This window comes from Shimazuella alba (assembly GCF_009831235.1).
GTDB classification, from domain to species: Bacteria; Bacillota; Bacilli; order Thermoactinomycetales; family Thermoactinomycetaceae; genus Shimazuella; species Shimazuella alba.
In genome coordinates this window covers 13,413-28,773 of record NZ_WUUL01000003.1, presented here as the reverse complement: position 1 = coordinate 28,773, position 15,361 = coordinate 13,413, and the positions used below count along the sequence as shown (strand labels likewise).

14 protein-coding genes are annotated in these 15,361 nt (G+C 37.2%); 10 read left to right on the top strand and 4 right to left on the bottom strand.

Translation table 11 applies throughout. The features are described from left to right. Positions 1–55 precede the first annotated feature (55 nt). From GSM42_RS05180 to GSM42_RS05145, 8 genes are all read left to right on the top strand, one after another. Positions 56–877, top strand: a complete 822-nt coding sequence (locus GSM42_RS05180) for an NmrA family NAD(P)-binding protein (RefSeq protein ID WP_160800500.1) — start codon at positions 56–58, stop codon at positions 875–877. Between the two features lie 231 nt (positions 878–1,108). Beyond that, positions 1,109–1,657, top strand: a complete 549-nt coding sequence (locus GSM42_RS05175; RefSeq protein WP_160800499.1) for a GNAT family N-acetyltransferase — start codon at positions 1,109–1,111, stop codon at positions 1,655–1,657. Between the two features lie 509 nt (positions 1,658–2,166). Further along, positions 2,167–3,075: an NAD(P)/FAD-dependent oxidoreductase gene (locus GSM42_RS05170; protein ID WP_160800498.1), complete on the top strand. Its 909-nt coding sequence runs from the start codon at positions 2,167–2,169 to the stop codon at positions 3,073–3,075. A 27-nt stretch (positions 3,076–3,102) separates the two neighbouring features. Then, positions 3,103–3,525 carry a VOC family protein gene (locus tag GSM42_RS05165; protein WP_160800497.1) on the top strand — a complete coding sequence of 141 codons (423 nt, stop codon included), beginning with the start codon at positions 3,103–3,105 and terminating at the stop codon, positions 3,523–3,525. 60 nt (positions 3,526–3,585) lie between these two features. Further along, a complete protein-coding gene (locus tag GSM42_RS05160) occupies positions 3,586–4,428 on the top strand; it encodes a nucleotidyltransferase domain-containing protein (RefSeq protein ID WP_160800496.1) in 843 nt (280 codons plus the stop codon). Between the two features lie 165 nt (positions 4,429–4,593). Continuing rightward, the gene (thyX, locus tag GSM42_RS05155; RefSeq protein ID WP_160800793.1) at positions 4,594–5,313 is read left to right on the top strand and encodes an FAD-dependent thymidylate synthase; all 720 of its coding nucleotides are present in this window, start codon (positions 4,594–4,596) and stop codon (positions 5,311–5,313) included. A 576-nt stretch (positions 5,314–5,889) separates the two neighbouring features. Then, positions 5,890–6,585, top strand: coding sequence for a peptidoglycan recognition protein family protein (locus tag GSM42_RS05150; RefSeq protein ID WP_160800495.1), 696 nt, complete (start codon positions 5,890–5,892; stop codon positions 6,583–6,585). Between the two features lie 335 nt (positions 6,586–6,920). Further along, entirely contained in the window at positions 6,921–7,856 is a 936-nt protein-coding gene (locus tag GSM42_RS05145) for an SDR family oxidoreductase (RefSeq protein ID WP_160800494.1), read from the top strand. Positions 7,857–7,977: 121 nt separating this feature from the next. Here the strand turns inward: GSM42_RS05145 and GSM42_RS05140 are convergent, their stop codons facing one another. Then, a complete protein-coding gene (locus GSM42_RS05140; protein ID WP_160800493.1) occupies positions 7,978–8,826 on the bottom strand; it encodes an NmrA family NAD(P)-binding protein in 849 nt (282 codons plus the stop codon). Positions 8,827–8,980: 154 nt separating this feature from the next. On the opposite strand from GSM42_RS05140, the gene GSM42_RS05135 reads away from it, so the two are divergent. Beyond that, a complete protein-coding gene (locus GSM42_RS05135) occupies positions 8,981–9,313 on the top strand; it encodes a winged helix-turn-helix transcriptional regulator (protein ID WP_160800492.1) in 333 nt (110 codons plus the stop codon). Positions 9,314–10,360: 1,047 nt separating this feature from the next. Here GSM42_RS05135 and hflX read toward each other — a convergent pair. Both hflX and GSM42_RS05125 read right to left on the bottom strand, forming a co-directional pair. Further along, a complete protein-coding gene (gene hflX, locus GSM42_RS05130) occupies positions 10,361–11,638 on the bottom strand; it encodes a GTPase HflX (RefSeq protein WP_160800491.1) in 1,278 nt (425 codons plus the stop codon). Positions 11,639–12,256: 618 nt separating this feature from the next. Continuing rightward, complete coding sequence (locus GSM42_RS05125; RefSeq protein ID WP_160800490.1) at positions 12,257–13,642, bottom strand: MFS transporter; 1,386 nt, start codon at positions 13,640–13,642, stop codon at positions 12,257–12,259. A 312-nt stretch (positions 13,643–13,954) separates the two neighbouring features. Here GSM42_RS05125 and GSM42_RS05120 point away from each other — a divergent pair, with 312 nt between their 5' ends. Continuing rightward, entirely contained in the window at positions 13,955–14,377 is a 423-nt protein-coding gene (locus GSM42_RS05120; protein ID WP_237446486.1) for a MarR family winged helix-turn-helix transcriptional regulator, read from the top strand. Between the two features lie 489 nt (positions 14,378–14,866). Here the strand turns inward: GSM42_RS05120 and GSM42_RS05115 are convergent, their stop codons facing one another. Further along, positions 14,867–15,271 (bottom strand): Gmad2 immunoglobulin-like domain-containing protein, encoded by a 405-nt coding sequence (locus GSM42_RS05115; RefSeq protein WP_160800488.1) that lies wholly within the window; start codon positions 15,269–15,271, stop codon positions 14,867–14,869. Positions 15,272–15,361 lie beyond the last annotated feature (90 nt).

The following is a 15,361-nucleotide window of genomic DNA, read 5'->3' as shown; positions in this document are numbered from 1 at the left end:
TCATTTCGATTGCAACTGAATATAACCATATAAGATAGGTCAGGAGAGAATTATCATGACAATTTTAGTTACTGGTGCGACGGGAACGGTAGGAAGACACCTCGTGGATCAGCTTCATAATAAAGGAGAAAGAGTCAGAGCAGTATCTAGAAACCCTGTAAAAGCAGATTTACCAGTAGGAGTAGAGGTTGTAAAAGGAGATCTAACTGTATCAGAAACGATGAAAAGATGTTTTCAGGGAATTCATTCATTTTATTTCATAGTCTCTAGTGATAATGCTTTTGCTCGCTTTCAAGCCGATCCAAAAATCATTGAAATTGCGAAAGAAGCTGGCGTTAAGCGTGTTACGGTGTTATTGGACTACGAAGGAAACCCCATCGAACAAATAGTTCAAAATAGTGGTATGGAATGGACCATGTTGAAGCCTGTAGAATTCATGGGTAATGTACTTGTGGATTGGAAAGATTCGATTCGCTCCAAAGGGATTGTCCACGAGCCGTTTGGGGATACCCTTAGTGCTAGAGTTCATGAAGCAGACATTGCTGCTGTAGCCGCTGAAGTTTTGACAAAAGAAGGCCATCACGGAAAAAATTATTATCTCACGGGACCAGAAGCTCTGTCTCGTGTCAAGGCTGTGGAAATTATTGCTGAGGTTATCGGGAAGGATCTCCAATTCATAGAATTAACGGAAGAACAAGCAAAACAAAAATGGATAGACGAGGGTTACAAGGAAGAAGATATCGAGTTCTTCGTGCAAATGGGTAAAAACCCGCCTGAAATTGGTTATTCTGTTCTGCCAACCATAGAGCAATTGACAGGGAAACCTCCAAGAACATTTGAGCAGTGGGTATCTGAACATAAAAATTATTTTATATAACAATACTAGTGCCCTTCACTGGGTCAAAAAAGAGGTGGCATCTGCTATTATTAATCGTACTAGAATGTCGTAAACTTTCTCTTTGCTAGGGGATAGGGTGTCTATTTATTATTTATGTGCCGGCTGATTCGTAAATGGGTCGTTTGGAATCTAAAAAATCATTCTAAGCTTTCGAGAAATGATTAATTGCTAGTTATTTAGAAATGTCGTTGAGGAGATAGGTGATAAAACATGCAGAACACACCTGTTTATATTCGTGCACTTACATTAGATGATACCAATTCACTTTGTCACTATAGACAACAAAATAGGGACTTCTTGGCGCTGTTCGAACCGATACGACCCGATTCTTATTTTACTTATGAAGGACAACAAAAAGTAATAGAAGACGAAATAATGAATTGGAAAAAAGACATTTCCTATGGATTTGGAATCTTTTTAACTAATAATGATGAACTTATTGGCAGAGTAAACCTAAGTAATATTACACGCCGTTCTTGGCAAAACTGCACAATTGGTTACTCTATTGCAGAAAATATGCAAGGAAATGGTTATATGACAAAAGCAGTAAAACTAGCTGTACAATTCGCTTTTGAAGAAGCTAGTTTACATCGAGTACAAGCTGGTGTTATGCCAGGAAACAAAGGGTCTATCCGAGTTTTAGAGAAAGTAGGTTTCCTTTACGAAGGCTTATCCAAATATCATTTAAAAATTCATGGAATATGGGAAGACCACGAAATATTCGCTATCACTAAAGAGACTTGGGACAGTTTCTCTTAATCTAGTGAAAAGTACCACTAAACTGCATTTTCGAGAGCTACTCTATTTTAAGCTGGACCATCAGAAGATATTTTTATTTTCCATTATATGGTTACGTTACCCCTCAGTAACCAGATGCTGGCTCTACCCCTTCGTATTTTGCAAGCTTATAAATATCATTAATCTTTTTTCCTTCTTTTCATTACGATATCAAAATGAGATCTAGGTTTGGGAGGACAAAAAAGACGAATGAACTCACCAGAACCACGCAATACATGAAAGGAAATTATGAAGCATCAAGCAGAACTTGGTTTAAAAAGTAGACAAAATGTTTTTTCGATCTTCAACGGAAGTGGAGAGACTCACAAATTAAAAAATAGCTCTCCTTTTTTTGTACTTCTAGCAAATAAAAGTAACAAGCTAATAGTTAGACTGACTTTGAAAATGGTTATAATAGAAACAACCGACCCTATTATTTTAAGCTGTCGGTTGTTTTTGTTTGAATACGCTGTGGAACAGAGGGTGGGAATATGGAGATTTTTGATTGTGTCATAGTAGGTGCTGGCCCAGCTGGATTAAATGCAAGCTTAGTATTAGGCAGAGCACGAAGAAATGTAGCTTTAATCGATAACGGAACAAACCGAAATCGTGTTACTCAGCTTTCTCATGGATTTGTTACTCGTGATGGGATAAAACCAGAAGAGTTTAAGGATATTGCATTGGAAGAACTGAAAAACTATCCATCTGTTCAGTTTTTTCAAGAAACAGTTACTCAAATTCAAAAACGATCTGATCAAACATTATTCCAAGTGAGGACACAGGATGAAAAGTTATACATAGCAGAAAAGATTATTTTGGCGGCAGGATTAACAGAAGTACATCCATCTGTCCCAGATTTAAAAACTTTTTATGGAAAGAGCATCTTTAGTTGTCCGTATTGTGATGGGTGGGAGTTAAGAGATCAACCTCTAATTGTTGTTGCTGAGCAAGAAAAAGGCGTACATCATATGGCAAAACTCGTTTACAATTGGTCTAGAGACTTAGTAGTAGCAACAAATGGTAACCAAATTTCTGCACATCTCAAAAATGAACTAGAGTATAGAAACATTGTCGTTGTGACAGAGCCGATAAAAAAATTGCATGGAGAGGATGGATATTTGCAAGCAGTAGAGTTTGCTTCAGAACTGAAGATGAAAAGGATAGGGGGATTTATTGTACCAGAGTTTCATCGCCCCAATTCATTTGCCGAACAACTTGGGTGTGAATTCAAGGAAAAAGGCGTAATGGTGATGGATGGTTTAGGGCGTACCACACAAAAAAATGTTTATTCAGCTGGGGAGTTTTCTCAAGTTAGTCCATCTGCTTTGATACTAGCTGCCGCAGATGGAAGTAACGCTGCATTTGCAGTGAATGCAGATATAACAAATGAAAGATTCTAATATCATCAAGTTTATGGGAGGTATTTGATGAAACCGCGAATTACGGTTATTACTATTGGTGTAGATGATCTAGAGCGATCATTGGAGTTTTATCGCGATGGTTTGGGATTACCTACAGAAGGTATCATTGGAAAAGAGTTTGAACATGGAGCTGTAGCATTTTTTGACTTGCAGCAGGGATTGAGATTAGCCATTTGGAATCGAAAAGATATTGCACATGATACAAAAATTCCACAATCAGCTGCCAGTCCTACAGAATTTACGCTCGGTCATAATGTAGGGACCAAAGAAGAAGTAGACTTGATTATGAAACAAGCAGAAAAAGCAGGTGCTAAGATAACTGTTCCAGCACATGACACTTTTTGGGGTGGATATTCCGGATATTTCCAAGATCCAGATAATCACTTGTGGGAAGTAGTATGGAATCCGCAGTGGGAGATCTCGGATTGAAATTCGAGTGGGAATTCTAAGATAAATACTTTGGGAGTTAGGAATGGGAAGGATGAAAAAATGGTGTCTGTACAAGAAATCATTCAAGATGTAAAAAGGAAACTCGAAGGTGTACCCGGCGTAGTAGGAATTGTTTTAGGGGGGTCTAGAGCAAGGGGGACGCATCGAGAGAATTCCGACATTGATATTGGAATTTATTATGATGAATCTGCTGATTTTGATGTTAATACTTTGAACAAAATTGCCACTAAAATGGATGACAAACATCGTACAAATTTAATTACATCTATAGGTGAGTGGGGACCGTGGGTTAATGGTGGTGGGTGGCTTGTCATTCAAGGTCATCATGTTGATTTTATATTTCGTGATATTAATAGAGTTGCACAAGTAATAGATGATTGTATAAAAGGCTCTATTACTTCTCATTATCAAACAGGCCACCCTCATGCTTATCTGAATGTTATGTATATGGGGGAAATATCTATTTGCAAAATACTAGCTGACCCAGCAAACCAAATTGCTGAATTAAAAGCGAAAACTAGACCTTACCCGAATTCTTTACAAGAAGCTATAATAAAATGGTTTATTTTTGAGGCATCTTTTTCTCTGATGTTCGCTGATAAATCCGCTGATCAAGATGATGTTTCATACGTTGCTGGACATTGCTTTCGCACAATTTCTAGTTTGAATCAAGTTTTATTTGCTAGAAATGAAGAATATTGTATCAATGAAAAGAAAGCAGTAACAATAATTGAGCGGTTTAAAATTAAGCCTATCGATTATAAGAAAAAAGTAGATCAGATTTTTACATTGTTATCTTCATCAAAAGACAATACAAAGAAAGCAGTTGATGTGCTTCGAGATCTAGTTGTTGACACGGAAAAGCTATGTAAGATTGAATGATACGAACACATTACTCATGAGTTCCTAAATATGCTAAAAGTTCTATGATTCATTTTCTTGAGTATTGAAAATATGATACGAAAATCAATGCTTTCTCCTTTGTTAGGAGGAATAGAAACAAATCCCATTTATTGTGCATAAATGAGAGGAAAAGAAGTGATCAAAATTACATTGGTAGATGTGTTGGATAAAGGATATGTACGACTGGTAAATCACATGGGTTCCGATTTAACCGTTGTCAATGCTGCAAGGGTTTCGTATGCAAAAGAATCTACGGAATGGAGTGAAAAAGACTTACGATTGATAAGATTTCTAGCAAGAGAAGGACATACTTCTCCATTTCGGCATGTGATGTTGCAGTTTGAAATATATGCTCCATTGATGGTTGCAAGGCAATGGTGGAAGTATGTAGTTGGATCCTCTCATATGGAGGGAACTGGAGATAGTTTAGAAGCATGGAATGAATCTAGTAGAAGATATATTACAGAAGAACCTATCTTTTATATACCTAATCCAGGGGAATGGAGGGAAAAACCGGAAAACTCCAAACAGGGAAGTGGACAAGCAATTGAAGCGGAATCAGGGAAAGACTACACAAAGAAACTTATGGATTATGTGGAAGCAGGTGTTCAGAAATACGAAGAAGCATTAGCTGATGGGATTTGTGCCGAACAAGCACGGCTATTCTTGCCTGCATATGGGATGTATGTCCGTTGGTATTGGACGGCATCCCTGCAATCGGTGAGTCATTTTCTCTCTCAAAGATTAGAACATGATGCACAAAAAGAGATTCAATTATATGCTAATGCAGTACTTCAATTGAGTATGCCTTTGTTTCCTAATGCTCTAGCAGAATTAAAGGTTCACACTAATGAAGATGAATGAATGAAAAAATTGTATCCCCATTACTTAAGATGCGAGATTTTATATGTTACGATTAGGGAAGGAAAGTACAAAAGATTCAAGCGAATAGGATCTCGATGATGGACAGGCGAACTACAAATCGGCTAAAAGAGCATTCTAGAGATGGTCATCAATTGCGTGATGCAACAGATGATATCCAGTGAGTAAATATAGATACCATTACTCAACGTTTGCATAAATGCACATGTAGTTGGTTGGGCTGGTTGAAGGTAGCAAGTTCAGGATCATGATTTCTGATGTACTTTCAGATTGGCTGAATAGTAGATGTTCGGCCAATCTTCTATTTTCCATACCTGCTTTATGATAGGCTTCTACATAACTATCTCGTGATTTACTTATAATAAATATTATTGTTTTATGGTATATTACTCACAAATAAAACGGAAAAAGCAAATCAATAGTTCTATTAGGGGTCGACATCAGCATGGAAATGTGCTGGTGTTTTCTTTTTCAAAAAGATTAATTGCATATATATACAGTAGCCGTTCCTCACTATGTACTTAATATCTATGATAAATAGAAAGGAGTAAGAGAAAAATGGAAATAAAACAAAAACTTATTCCTGCAAGCTTAAAAGATACAAGACCCGGTATCGCGATGAAACCAGTTTATATTACCATACATGAAACAGATAATACGAATAAAGGTGCAGATGCAGAAGCTCATGCTAGATTACAATCCTCTGGAAATAATAGAAACGCAAGTTGGCACTATACAGTTGATGAACATGAAATTTGGCAGTCAATCCCGGACGATGAGGTCGCTTGGCATGCAGGGGATGGATCGAATGGTACAGGCAACCGAAAAAGTCTAGCAATTGAGATCTGTGTCAACCAAGATGGTGATTTTGAGAAGGCAAAGACGAATGCAGCTTGGCTTGCGAGGTATCTGATGGATAAACATAAGATCGCGATCGAAAACGTAGTTCAACACCACAAATGGAGTGGAAAAAATTGTCCGCGAAACTTACGCAATAATGGATGGAATGCATTTATTAATCAAATCAAATCCGTTGGGAGTGTGGATGATTTGGTAGAGAATATGTATGATTTGTCTTATTTCAAAGACTATCAATTGATCGGAATACGAAGTAGTAGGCACCCGAGTGAAATTAATGAAAAAGTTGCTTGGGCTATGGAAGCAAATGCAAACTGCGTATTACTCCTTAAACGTGGCTTTGACCTCCGCTTGCTACAAAAAATGTTAAACGATATGTATCCTCCAACATCGTAAGCAATACCCTGAATGACTACGCTGTCATTCAGGGTATTTTTCTTTAAATAATAGGGTAGTAATGTTCATATTGAGGGTTGCAATAGTAAGGTGGCCTAGGTCCGATGAGAGGCATTTTCCATGTAAGGGGATTGTTGTTGTAATGCATGGAAACCTTTCTATCAGAATGATTGACTAAAAGAAGCGAAATTTTTTTGGTTCGAACAACTCGTTTCAATTTTTCAACTCCTTCGATATAACCAGAATAATGAAATAGTATTCATTTTATTTTCAAAGGAGACACTTCATTTCTCAATAGCATATCGTATAGCAAAGTAAAGTCTAGGGGGGTGCCTATGTCCAGCGATCATAACGATTACAAACCAGAAACTTGTCCAGATTACCCAATGGTTCCGAATTACGGAAAAATAACACAATACAAGGAAGTGCCGATCACCGTTCCGGAACAAAGGCAATTGCGCCAGCCTGGCTTAGAAAAATTGATGGTTCCCAGACCAATCATTGAAAATCCAAATTACAAAGGCAGTGGAAAACTGTGTGGAAAAACAGCACTTATTACAGGTGGAGACAGTGGGATTGGTGCAGCAGTAGCAATTGCTTTTGCCAAAGAAGGTGCAGATGTAGCTATTTCTTATCTGGATGAGCACGAGGATGCTACTCGTACAAAGGAAAGAGTAGAACATTTTGGCCAGAAATGCTTACTTTTACCTGGAGATTTACGAGATAAGCATCATTGCAAGAATATTGTAGATCAGACAGTAGAATCTTATGGGAAACTGGATGTTTTGTGCAATCATGTGGGAATCCAATTTCAACAGCTGAGCTTACTTGATATTACTGATGAGCAATTTGATGATACCTTCAAAGTAAATATTTACTCCCATTTTTATACTACAAGAGCTGCATTGCCATATTTACAAGCGGGTAGCTCGATAATCAACACAGCTTCTGTTGTTGCATATGTGGGGAATAAACAGTTGATTGATTATACAGCAACAAAAGGAGCAAATGTTGGTTTTACGAGGGCGCTTGCCAATAATTTGATTGAACAAGGAATACGAGTAAATGCTGTTGCTCCGGGCAGAGTCTGGACTCCGCTTATACCATCGAGTTTTTCCGCAGATGTGGTTACACAAGTAGAAAATCCAATGGAGCGACAAGGGCAACCTTTTGAGTTAGCTCCTGCCTATGTCTATTTGGCATCTGACGACTCACGTTTTATGACTGGGCAAACGATCCATGTCAATGGTGGAGAATATACGTCGTCCTAGTGATGGATTGAACAGAACACATGCCATTTTGAGAAATGGTAAGTCTAGAAAATAGTTAGACAAGAATAAACCGACTCCTAAACGTGCAAGGAGTCAGTTGGACATACTTATGAAATATTTTTCAAAACTGTATATTAGATTGATATAGCCAAGATTCAAAATTTAAAAGCTGTGGATGGAGCTGGCGCAAACTTTTAATATCTGCTTTATAGCCTTCTTTAATAAAGAATAAAGTGGCTTTTACTCCATCATGTTCATGTGCTGATTCAGGAGCTGATGTTGGGGATTGTGCAGGAATGCCGAAGTATTTACTGATTTTATCTTCTAGTTGTTTCACTGTAAGTTCATCACCTGCGATTTCAAGTGCTTTTCCAGTATATTGCTTAGGATTTTCCAGTACCTTTCTAGCAAATACACCAATGTCTTGTACAGCAATCATTTGCACTTTCGTTTCGGGATCACCTTTATAAGGAAGAATGATTTGCCCATTCACTTTTTGGAGAGTAAATCGAAAGTTTTCCATAAACATAACAGGTCGAAGAATGGTGAATGGTAGATCCAAAGAGAGAATATATTGTTCTATTTCCCCTTTATTTTCAAAAGCTGTGATTCCTGTATTGCGATTAGCACCAGCAACAGAACTGTAGACAAAATGTGATACCCCTGCTTTTTTGGCGCAATCAGCGACTGCTTTCCCGTGACGCATTTCTTTTTCAAGGTCATCAATATGCAACGCTTGAACGTTAAAAACACCATAAACATCCTTCATAGCTTTCTGAATAGAGGAAGTGTTATCCAAATCACCTTGAACCATTTCAACTCCCAGTTTCTGAAGGAATTGTGCAGCTGGCTTATTTAGATCTCTAACTAATGCTCGGACAGCCCATCCATTTTCTATCAGTTCTCTTGCAACTGCTCCTCCTTGTTGTCCTGTAGCTCCGATTACTAAAATTGTTTTTAAAGATGTCACATTCATTCTCCTTTTTATCCTGCTGGACAAAGATATTTAGATACTATCCTTCTATTGATATTGTAAATTTAATAGAATACTATTTACAGTAGGCAATATTTTTTCACATTGTTTCAAGTAGTGAACTTACTATCTTTTTGTAAGGATGAATGATATGCGTACAAATTCAGATGAAGAACAATGTCTTTTTTCCATTCATCAGGCAACACAGGTTCTTGGTGGGAAATGGTCATTTGTGGTACTTGGTCAACTTTTTTGTCAAGACTCCCAGCGTTTTAATCAACTGCGAAGAAATTTGGATAACATCAGTACAAAATCTTTAACAGATACACTGCGTCATTTAGAGCGAAATGGAGTTATTCATCGCAAAGTATACCCAACGGTACCTGTTACTGTAGAATATTCCTTAACGGAAAAAGGAAGAGACTTTAAAAATGTGATTTCGGAGATGCGAATCTGGGGACAAAAATGGGGAAGTAATATGTAAGTTTTGTACTAGAGGTGATTATGTTGAGTAAAGTACTCAATACTATAAATTCAGGCAGATTAATGGTCGAAACAAAACACTCTACATAAAGAAGTAGTTAATCTGATTATAGATTTTATTAGAGAGGAGGTGTAACTGTTGGTTGATTAACCAACAGTTACCACATGTATATGTAGGAAAACAGAGAGTGTGGTCAACTTGACTAGCGACCAACAAACCGATTTCTCTATATACGAAATAGTAAGGAAATAGATGAGATGATAATCGAGTCAGGTGCAAAAAATAATGAACCACACGAGAAATCGTTTCTTGACTGTATGGATATCCACCTCTCCTCTAAATGCAATTTCATAGGTATGTATAAATGAAACCTCCAAGAACCACAGGTACTAATCCTTCAATATAATATAATGAAAAGTGCCTTCTAGATAGAAGAGGTATCACAAAAGTTAACTTATTCTATTGAGAAATGAGGATCGCAAGAGAGTTTGTTTGTCTCTTTTAAAACGGCTGAAACCCTTGGGAATACTGATGTTTCTCATATAGAGTTACAAAATAATTCTTTTGTAACGTTGCGAGGAGTTGTGAAGGGATATTATAATCACCTAGAAAAGAAGATGTTATTTATTTTTCTGAAATATGGTGTCGTGAGTTAGAGAAGGAGATTGGAAGAGGGGAAAATGAGGTGACTCGCTTAACCATGTGTCCAAGCGAGTCATGAGCAGGAAAACCTTAACGAATGAACATCAGGAATGCCGAGGGAACTTAGAGCTTATTTCCATTACCAGTGATCGCGACTCCGATGCTGCCGCCAGCGGCAATGCTATGTTCACCGGCAATCACCGCGCCACGTCGTATGTGGGTCTGCGCGATGGTGGTATGGATGCGCATTCCGCGAAACGTTCGCTTCGCGACCACGCTGTAGGTACCATCGAGCAGCCACTCGGTTCGCGAGATCCCTTCGAGTGAAACACCGCTATATAAATTAAAACCAGCTATTCTTTGAAAAAATAAAAAACCTCTATAAAAAAGAGGTTTTTGTTTTGTTTATAAAAGGATATTATTTTTGTCTATTTCATATGGCTGGTATTTTTTAGCGTCTGATGGATTACATTCCACAATTACCTTTGCACCATTGTCTTCATAAGCAGTTTCCAAAATATGCGCATCTTGTTTTAAGGAAGCCAGTAGGCGATCTTGTTCATATGGGATCAACAGCTCATATTGTTGAAAATCCTTGAAAATCTCTTCCTGTATTAATTGCAGAAGTTCCTCTATGCCAACTCGTTTTTGAGCGGAAAGAGTAACCGCATTGTTCTGGACAAGTGGGATAGTAAAGTCGATCATGTCTGCTTTATTGTACACGTAGATAACAGGAACATCTTCCACACCAATTTCTTTTAACACTCGGTTGGTTACCTCGATCATCTGCCTATAATTTGGGCTGGAGAAATCAACGACATGAATCAATAGATCAGCTTCTTTTACTTCTTCTAATGTCGAGCGGAAAGCTTTCACCAAATGGTGGGGAAGCTTATTCACAAAACCAACGGTGTCTGTTAAGAGGAATGATTTGTTATCAGCAAGTTGTACCTTGCGAATAACTGTCTCCAATGTCGCAAATAACATATCCTTTTCAAACACTTGCTTTGCTGGTGTATGCTGCGAATGCTCTACGATGGCATTCATGATGGTAGATTTTCCTGCGTTCGTATAACCAACTAAAGAGACAACAGGAATGCCACTTTTTTTGCGCTGTTTACGTTGCGTTTGGCGTTGGGAGACAAGGAGTTTTAATTCTTTGTTTAATCGGTTAATCTGTTCTTCAATTTTGCGCCGATCGAGCTCCAGTTTTTTCTCCCCGATCCCCTTGTTTCGAGTTCCTACACCACCACTTTGTCTGCCGAGAGACTTACGAAGTCCTACCAAACGGGGGAGCATGTACTGCAACTGAGCTACTGTTACTTGTAGCTGTGCTTCTTTTGTCTGTGCACGCTGGGCAAAAATATCTAGGATTAAGATCGTACGATCGATCACTTTACAATTCAAATCTGCTTCTAGGTTACGAATTTGCGTAGGGGAGAGTTCGTCATTAAAGATAACGAGATTTGCATCCTGCTCATCAATTTGGCGTAATACTTCATTTACTTTGCCTTTGCCAATATAATGAGAAGCTTGTATATGATCGAGATTTTGTACAACTTCGCCTACTACTTCTACATCGCATGCTTTTGCAAGTTCAGCAAGCTCCATTAGGCTAGTGTCAAAATCTTCTTGATGTTGTAATTTAACTCCGACTATGATTGCTTTTTGTAGTTGTTCCAATTAGCAGTACCTCGCTTTTTTATTTTTCGTTTTTGTTCCATACAGAGACTCACATTTTAAAGTATCTCTATACTCGCTAATGGATGTGTCGCAAAGCAATCAAATGTTAGGGCAGTCTATCCTCGATGATAGCAGGTAGTACAGGAGAAGATATTAGCGTTTTCCTTTTACCTAAAATGAAATTGTAAAAAACACAGCAAAAAGAGGGTAGATTTGTCTTATCATACCCTCTTTTTGTATACAAATTCTGGTTTCCCATCGAAAAAGGTAGACGAATCCCACGAACTCTGTAGTCACAGAGTTTTTGATCACTATTCAGTTAGCGACACAAATGTTGAGAAACAATCTTACCATTTTCAATGTAAACCCCTCCGCTCTGATTCAAGTGTATTTAGCTTAACATTATTTTGATTACTATACAATACTGAAATTTTATTTTTTACTTATCAATAGAAATGAATCCCACTAGCAGGTTTTTATGGCATTTTATCGTGGTAATAATCTTTCTTCTGTTTATTCAAAATAACGATAGAGAAAATTTCTGGTTTAGATTTTATTTTCTTAAACTTGTAAAAAAAGTTAACCACCCATTTATGAGCAGTTAACTTTTAAAAAAAATTATGAAGCAGATTCTTCTGTTAGGTTTTCCTGTTTTCCAAAGGTGAAGAAGTACAGCAATGCGCTTGCAATGACAATAAGCGTAAAGATAAGCATGAGATTGCTAAATGCATATGCACCAGGATTCGAAACCAAAGGATGTATAGCTGTTTTTAAAAATGGCTGTTCCATTGCTTGAGAAACAAGCGCAGTTCCGATTGCCCCAGATACAAAAGAGACTAAATTATAAAATCCCATGCCGACACCTATTTGTTTGTTAGGCAATATATTTGTCACACTCTCGACCAGTGCAGTTTGTAAAAAGGAAAAACCAATATATTGGACAACTAATGCGATTCCGATGTACCATACCCAGATTCCTACAACGGAAGCTTGTATGAAAAAGCTGAGGGTGATAAGACCTAGGCCAAGATAAACTACAAAGTGACTGCCTTTTCGGACCGTTAGATTTCCAGCTACTGTTCCAAAGATCACTGCACTAAAGGCACCTGGAAACATGATGAGACCAATAGTTTGTGTATTTAAGTGGTAAAGCTCATCTAACATAAGAGGAAGGATGAACATAACACCCATTACAGAGCTGAAAATTAAAAATCCGATGATAAGACCATTTCGATAGAAACGATTACGGAATAGTTCCGGTTCTACAAATGGATTGCTAGCGCGACGTATATGGAAAATAAACCAAATGATCGCTATAACAAAGATCGGAATATAGAACCAGTTTGTTTCTGTTAAATAGAGAATAAGGGAAGATACAGCGATACCCATCAGGATCGTCCCAACAATATCCAGCTTACCCCCACTCGGTGTGTCACTTGGTAGAATGCGTTGAATAAAGGGTAGAGCAACCAAAGAGAAAACTGGAATAACAAAGAGATAAGACCAATGATACGTTCCAGAGACGTATCCTCCTAACACAGGCCCTATACCAATGGCAAAAGAGACAGTGGAGGTAATAAATCCGAATAGTTTACCTCTTTGTTCTTTTGTGAAATATCTTGCAACGATGATCATGACAAGAGCAGGTATTGCGGAAGCACCAGCACCTTGAATTGCTCGTGCAACGATTACGATTGCATAGTTGTTATGAAATACAAAACCAATGATGGAACTAAGACTGTACAGGATAATCCCAAAAGAAATAAGTTTTTTAATACTAAAGGAATCAGAAAGTTTTCCATAAATAACAGATCCCATACCAAAGAAAAGGATAAAAATGGTAATAATCCAGCTTACTTGTGAAGGATTTAAATGAAATTGACTAGCGATATTTGGAGTAGAGACATTAAAAACAGTCTCATTTAAAACAGCAAAGAAAATAATATAGATAATCCAAGGCACCAATCGCTTCATGTTTGGTGTTTGGGAGTTATTTGCTGACATTCAAATCGTCCTCTCCAATTGAAGATAAAATAATAGTAACTTTCTTAACAGGAAAATATTTTATTTTTAAAATATTCTCTAGGTAAGAAGCCGCAAAAACGTAAAGTGCATTCGCTGTTACAATAGAATGGACTAGAACACAATTGAAATTCCTTTCTTTCTCTCATTTTCGTCAGTAATTGTTTATAAATATGAACCGAGGAGAGTAGATTTGCACAGATATATTATATATAATTCATACTGTGCTACAAAAGATATTAAATGAATGTTTACTAATTGTCAATGCATTTTAAATAATGAGAGGGATGTTTGATGATGACAGCAGAAGTAGGATGCATTGCTGACAGTTTTATTCGACTTTTACCCCTGTTTTACGAAAAATTTCATTGCCGTAAACGATCTGATTTAACATCGTTACAGATGCATATCCTAGAAAGCTTGGTTCAATGCAGGGAGAATATCTCCATGACACAGTTATCTCTAAAAATGGATATCTGTAAACAACAGTTAACTACTTTAATCTGTAAGTTGGAAGAGAAAAAATTTGTAGAAAAGAAACAAGATGAAAAAGATAGAAGAATTATCAAGTTGATCATTACAGAAAAAGGAGTAGAGGTGGTAAAAGAGCATTGGCACGATATATGTACCAAATTACAATCATTGGACAAAGATGAACTGGCAGATTTGGAATATGCTGCTTCCAAGATGGTCAAGATTATGCAAAAAATAAATTGATGGATAACTTTTAACACCCACACAGTGAAAGCTGTGGGATTATTAGGGTGATAGTCTCATGGCTGCTTCCTTACCTGGCTAAACCGGGAGACCCACAGATAAATAGAGTTCTTTGTGGTTATTAATAACAGAGACAGACAGCTTGGTTTTACCCAATTCTTTCTATGCATTTCCATACGCATCGCATTTTTTGTGCAAAAGGATTTGGTTTGCACAATACTATATCTTGTTTTAATGAGCAACTAAGGTATTTTACCAACAGAACTCACGTTTGTAAAGATTTATTTTGAAAAAATATTGTCAAACTTTCAGGAGAATAAATTTCCTTTAGCTAGCGCTTTTCATCACTCCATGATTAAAACCATGGGTTTTCCCGCTCGAAAATATATGTATAAAAATGTTATAGAGTGTGTTTCTATAAATAAACAAACCGGCCTCTTTAACAAGGTCGGTTTGTTTATTGCATTGGTTTGAGATGTCATTTGCAAATTAGTTCAATGATACCTTAACGTTTCTAAATGTTTCATTGTGGAATACTTTTCCTTCTATTTTATCTAGCGGGATCGTTAATTTGTGAATTTCACTACCATCTGCTTGGCTTATTTCGAATAGTTCTAAGGTTAATTTTTGCCCTTTTTTATGTTTAACCTTGATCAACTCTTTAAAATCTCCCCATTCTGGTGCACCTTGTGTAGCTGTTCCATATCCTTTCACTAGTTCTTTCTTCCCAGCTTTAATGCGAAAAGAGTAACTCGCTTCCCAAGCTCGAACTTGTCCAGTTACTTGATACTCACTTTGTACTGTTTTATGTGGTTTTGCTTCTGCAAGATTAGGTACAAATAGGAGCGAGACACAGAGTATCAGAGCTGCTACATAGCATGTAAATCGTATCATAATTCCTCCAAATGTTATATTTTGAATATTTATAATTTATATTATATATCAATGGCTATGCATTTGGACAAAAAAATAACAGAAATTATA

Excerpts from the sequence above, each read along its gene's own strand:
- GSM42_RS05180 (WP_160800500.1), top strand. The coding sequence starts at position 56 with ATGACAATTTTAGTTACTGGTGCGACGGGAACGGTAGGAAGACACCTC.
- GSM42_RS05175 (WP_160800499.1), top strand. The coding sequence starts at position 1,109 with ATGCAGAACACACCTGTTTATATTCGTGCACTTACATTAGATGATACC.
- GSM42_RS05170 (WP_160800498.1), top strand. The coding sequence starts at position 2,167 with ATGGAGATTTTTGATTGTGTCATAGTAGGTGCTGGCCCAGCTGGATTA.
- GSM42_RS05165 (WP_160800497.1), top strand. The coding sequence starts at position 3,103 with ATGAAACCGCGAATTACGGTTATTACTATTGGTGTAGATGATCTAGAG.
- GSM42_RS05160 (WP_160800496.1), top strand. The coding sequence starts at position 3,586 with ATGGTGTCTGTACAAGAAATCATTCAAGATGTAAAAAGGAAACTCGAA.
- GSM42_RS05150 (WP_160800495.1), top strand. The coding sequence starts at position 5,890 with ATGGAAATAAAACAAAAACTTATTCCTGCAAGCTTAAAAGATACAAGA.
- GSM42_RS05145 (WP_160800494.1), top strand. The coding sequence starts at position 6,921 with ATGTCCAGCGATCATAACGATTACAAACCAGAAACTTGTCCAGATTAC.
- GSM42_RS05135 (WP_160800492.1), top strand. The coding sequence starts at position 8,981 with ATGCGTACAAATTCAGATGAAGAACAATGTCTTTTTTCCATTCATCAG.
- GSM42_RS05125 (WP_160800490.1), bottom strand. The coding sequence starts at position 13,642 with ATGTCAGCAAATAACTCCCAAACACCAAACATGAAGCGATTGGTGCCT.
- GSM42_RS05120 (WP_237446486.1), top strand. The coding sequence starts at position 13,955 with ATGATGACAGCAGAAGTAGGATGCATTGCTGACAGTTTTATTCGACTT.
- GSM42_RS05115 (WP_160800488.1), bottom strand. The coding sequence starts at position 15,271 with ATGATACGATTTACATGCTATGTAGCAGCTCTGATACTCTGTGTCTCG.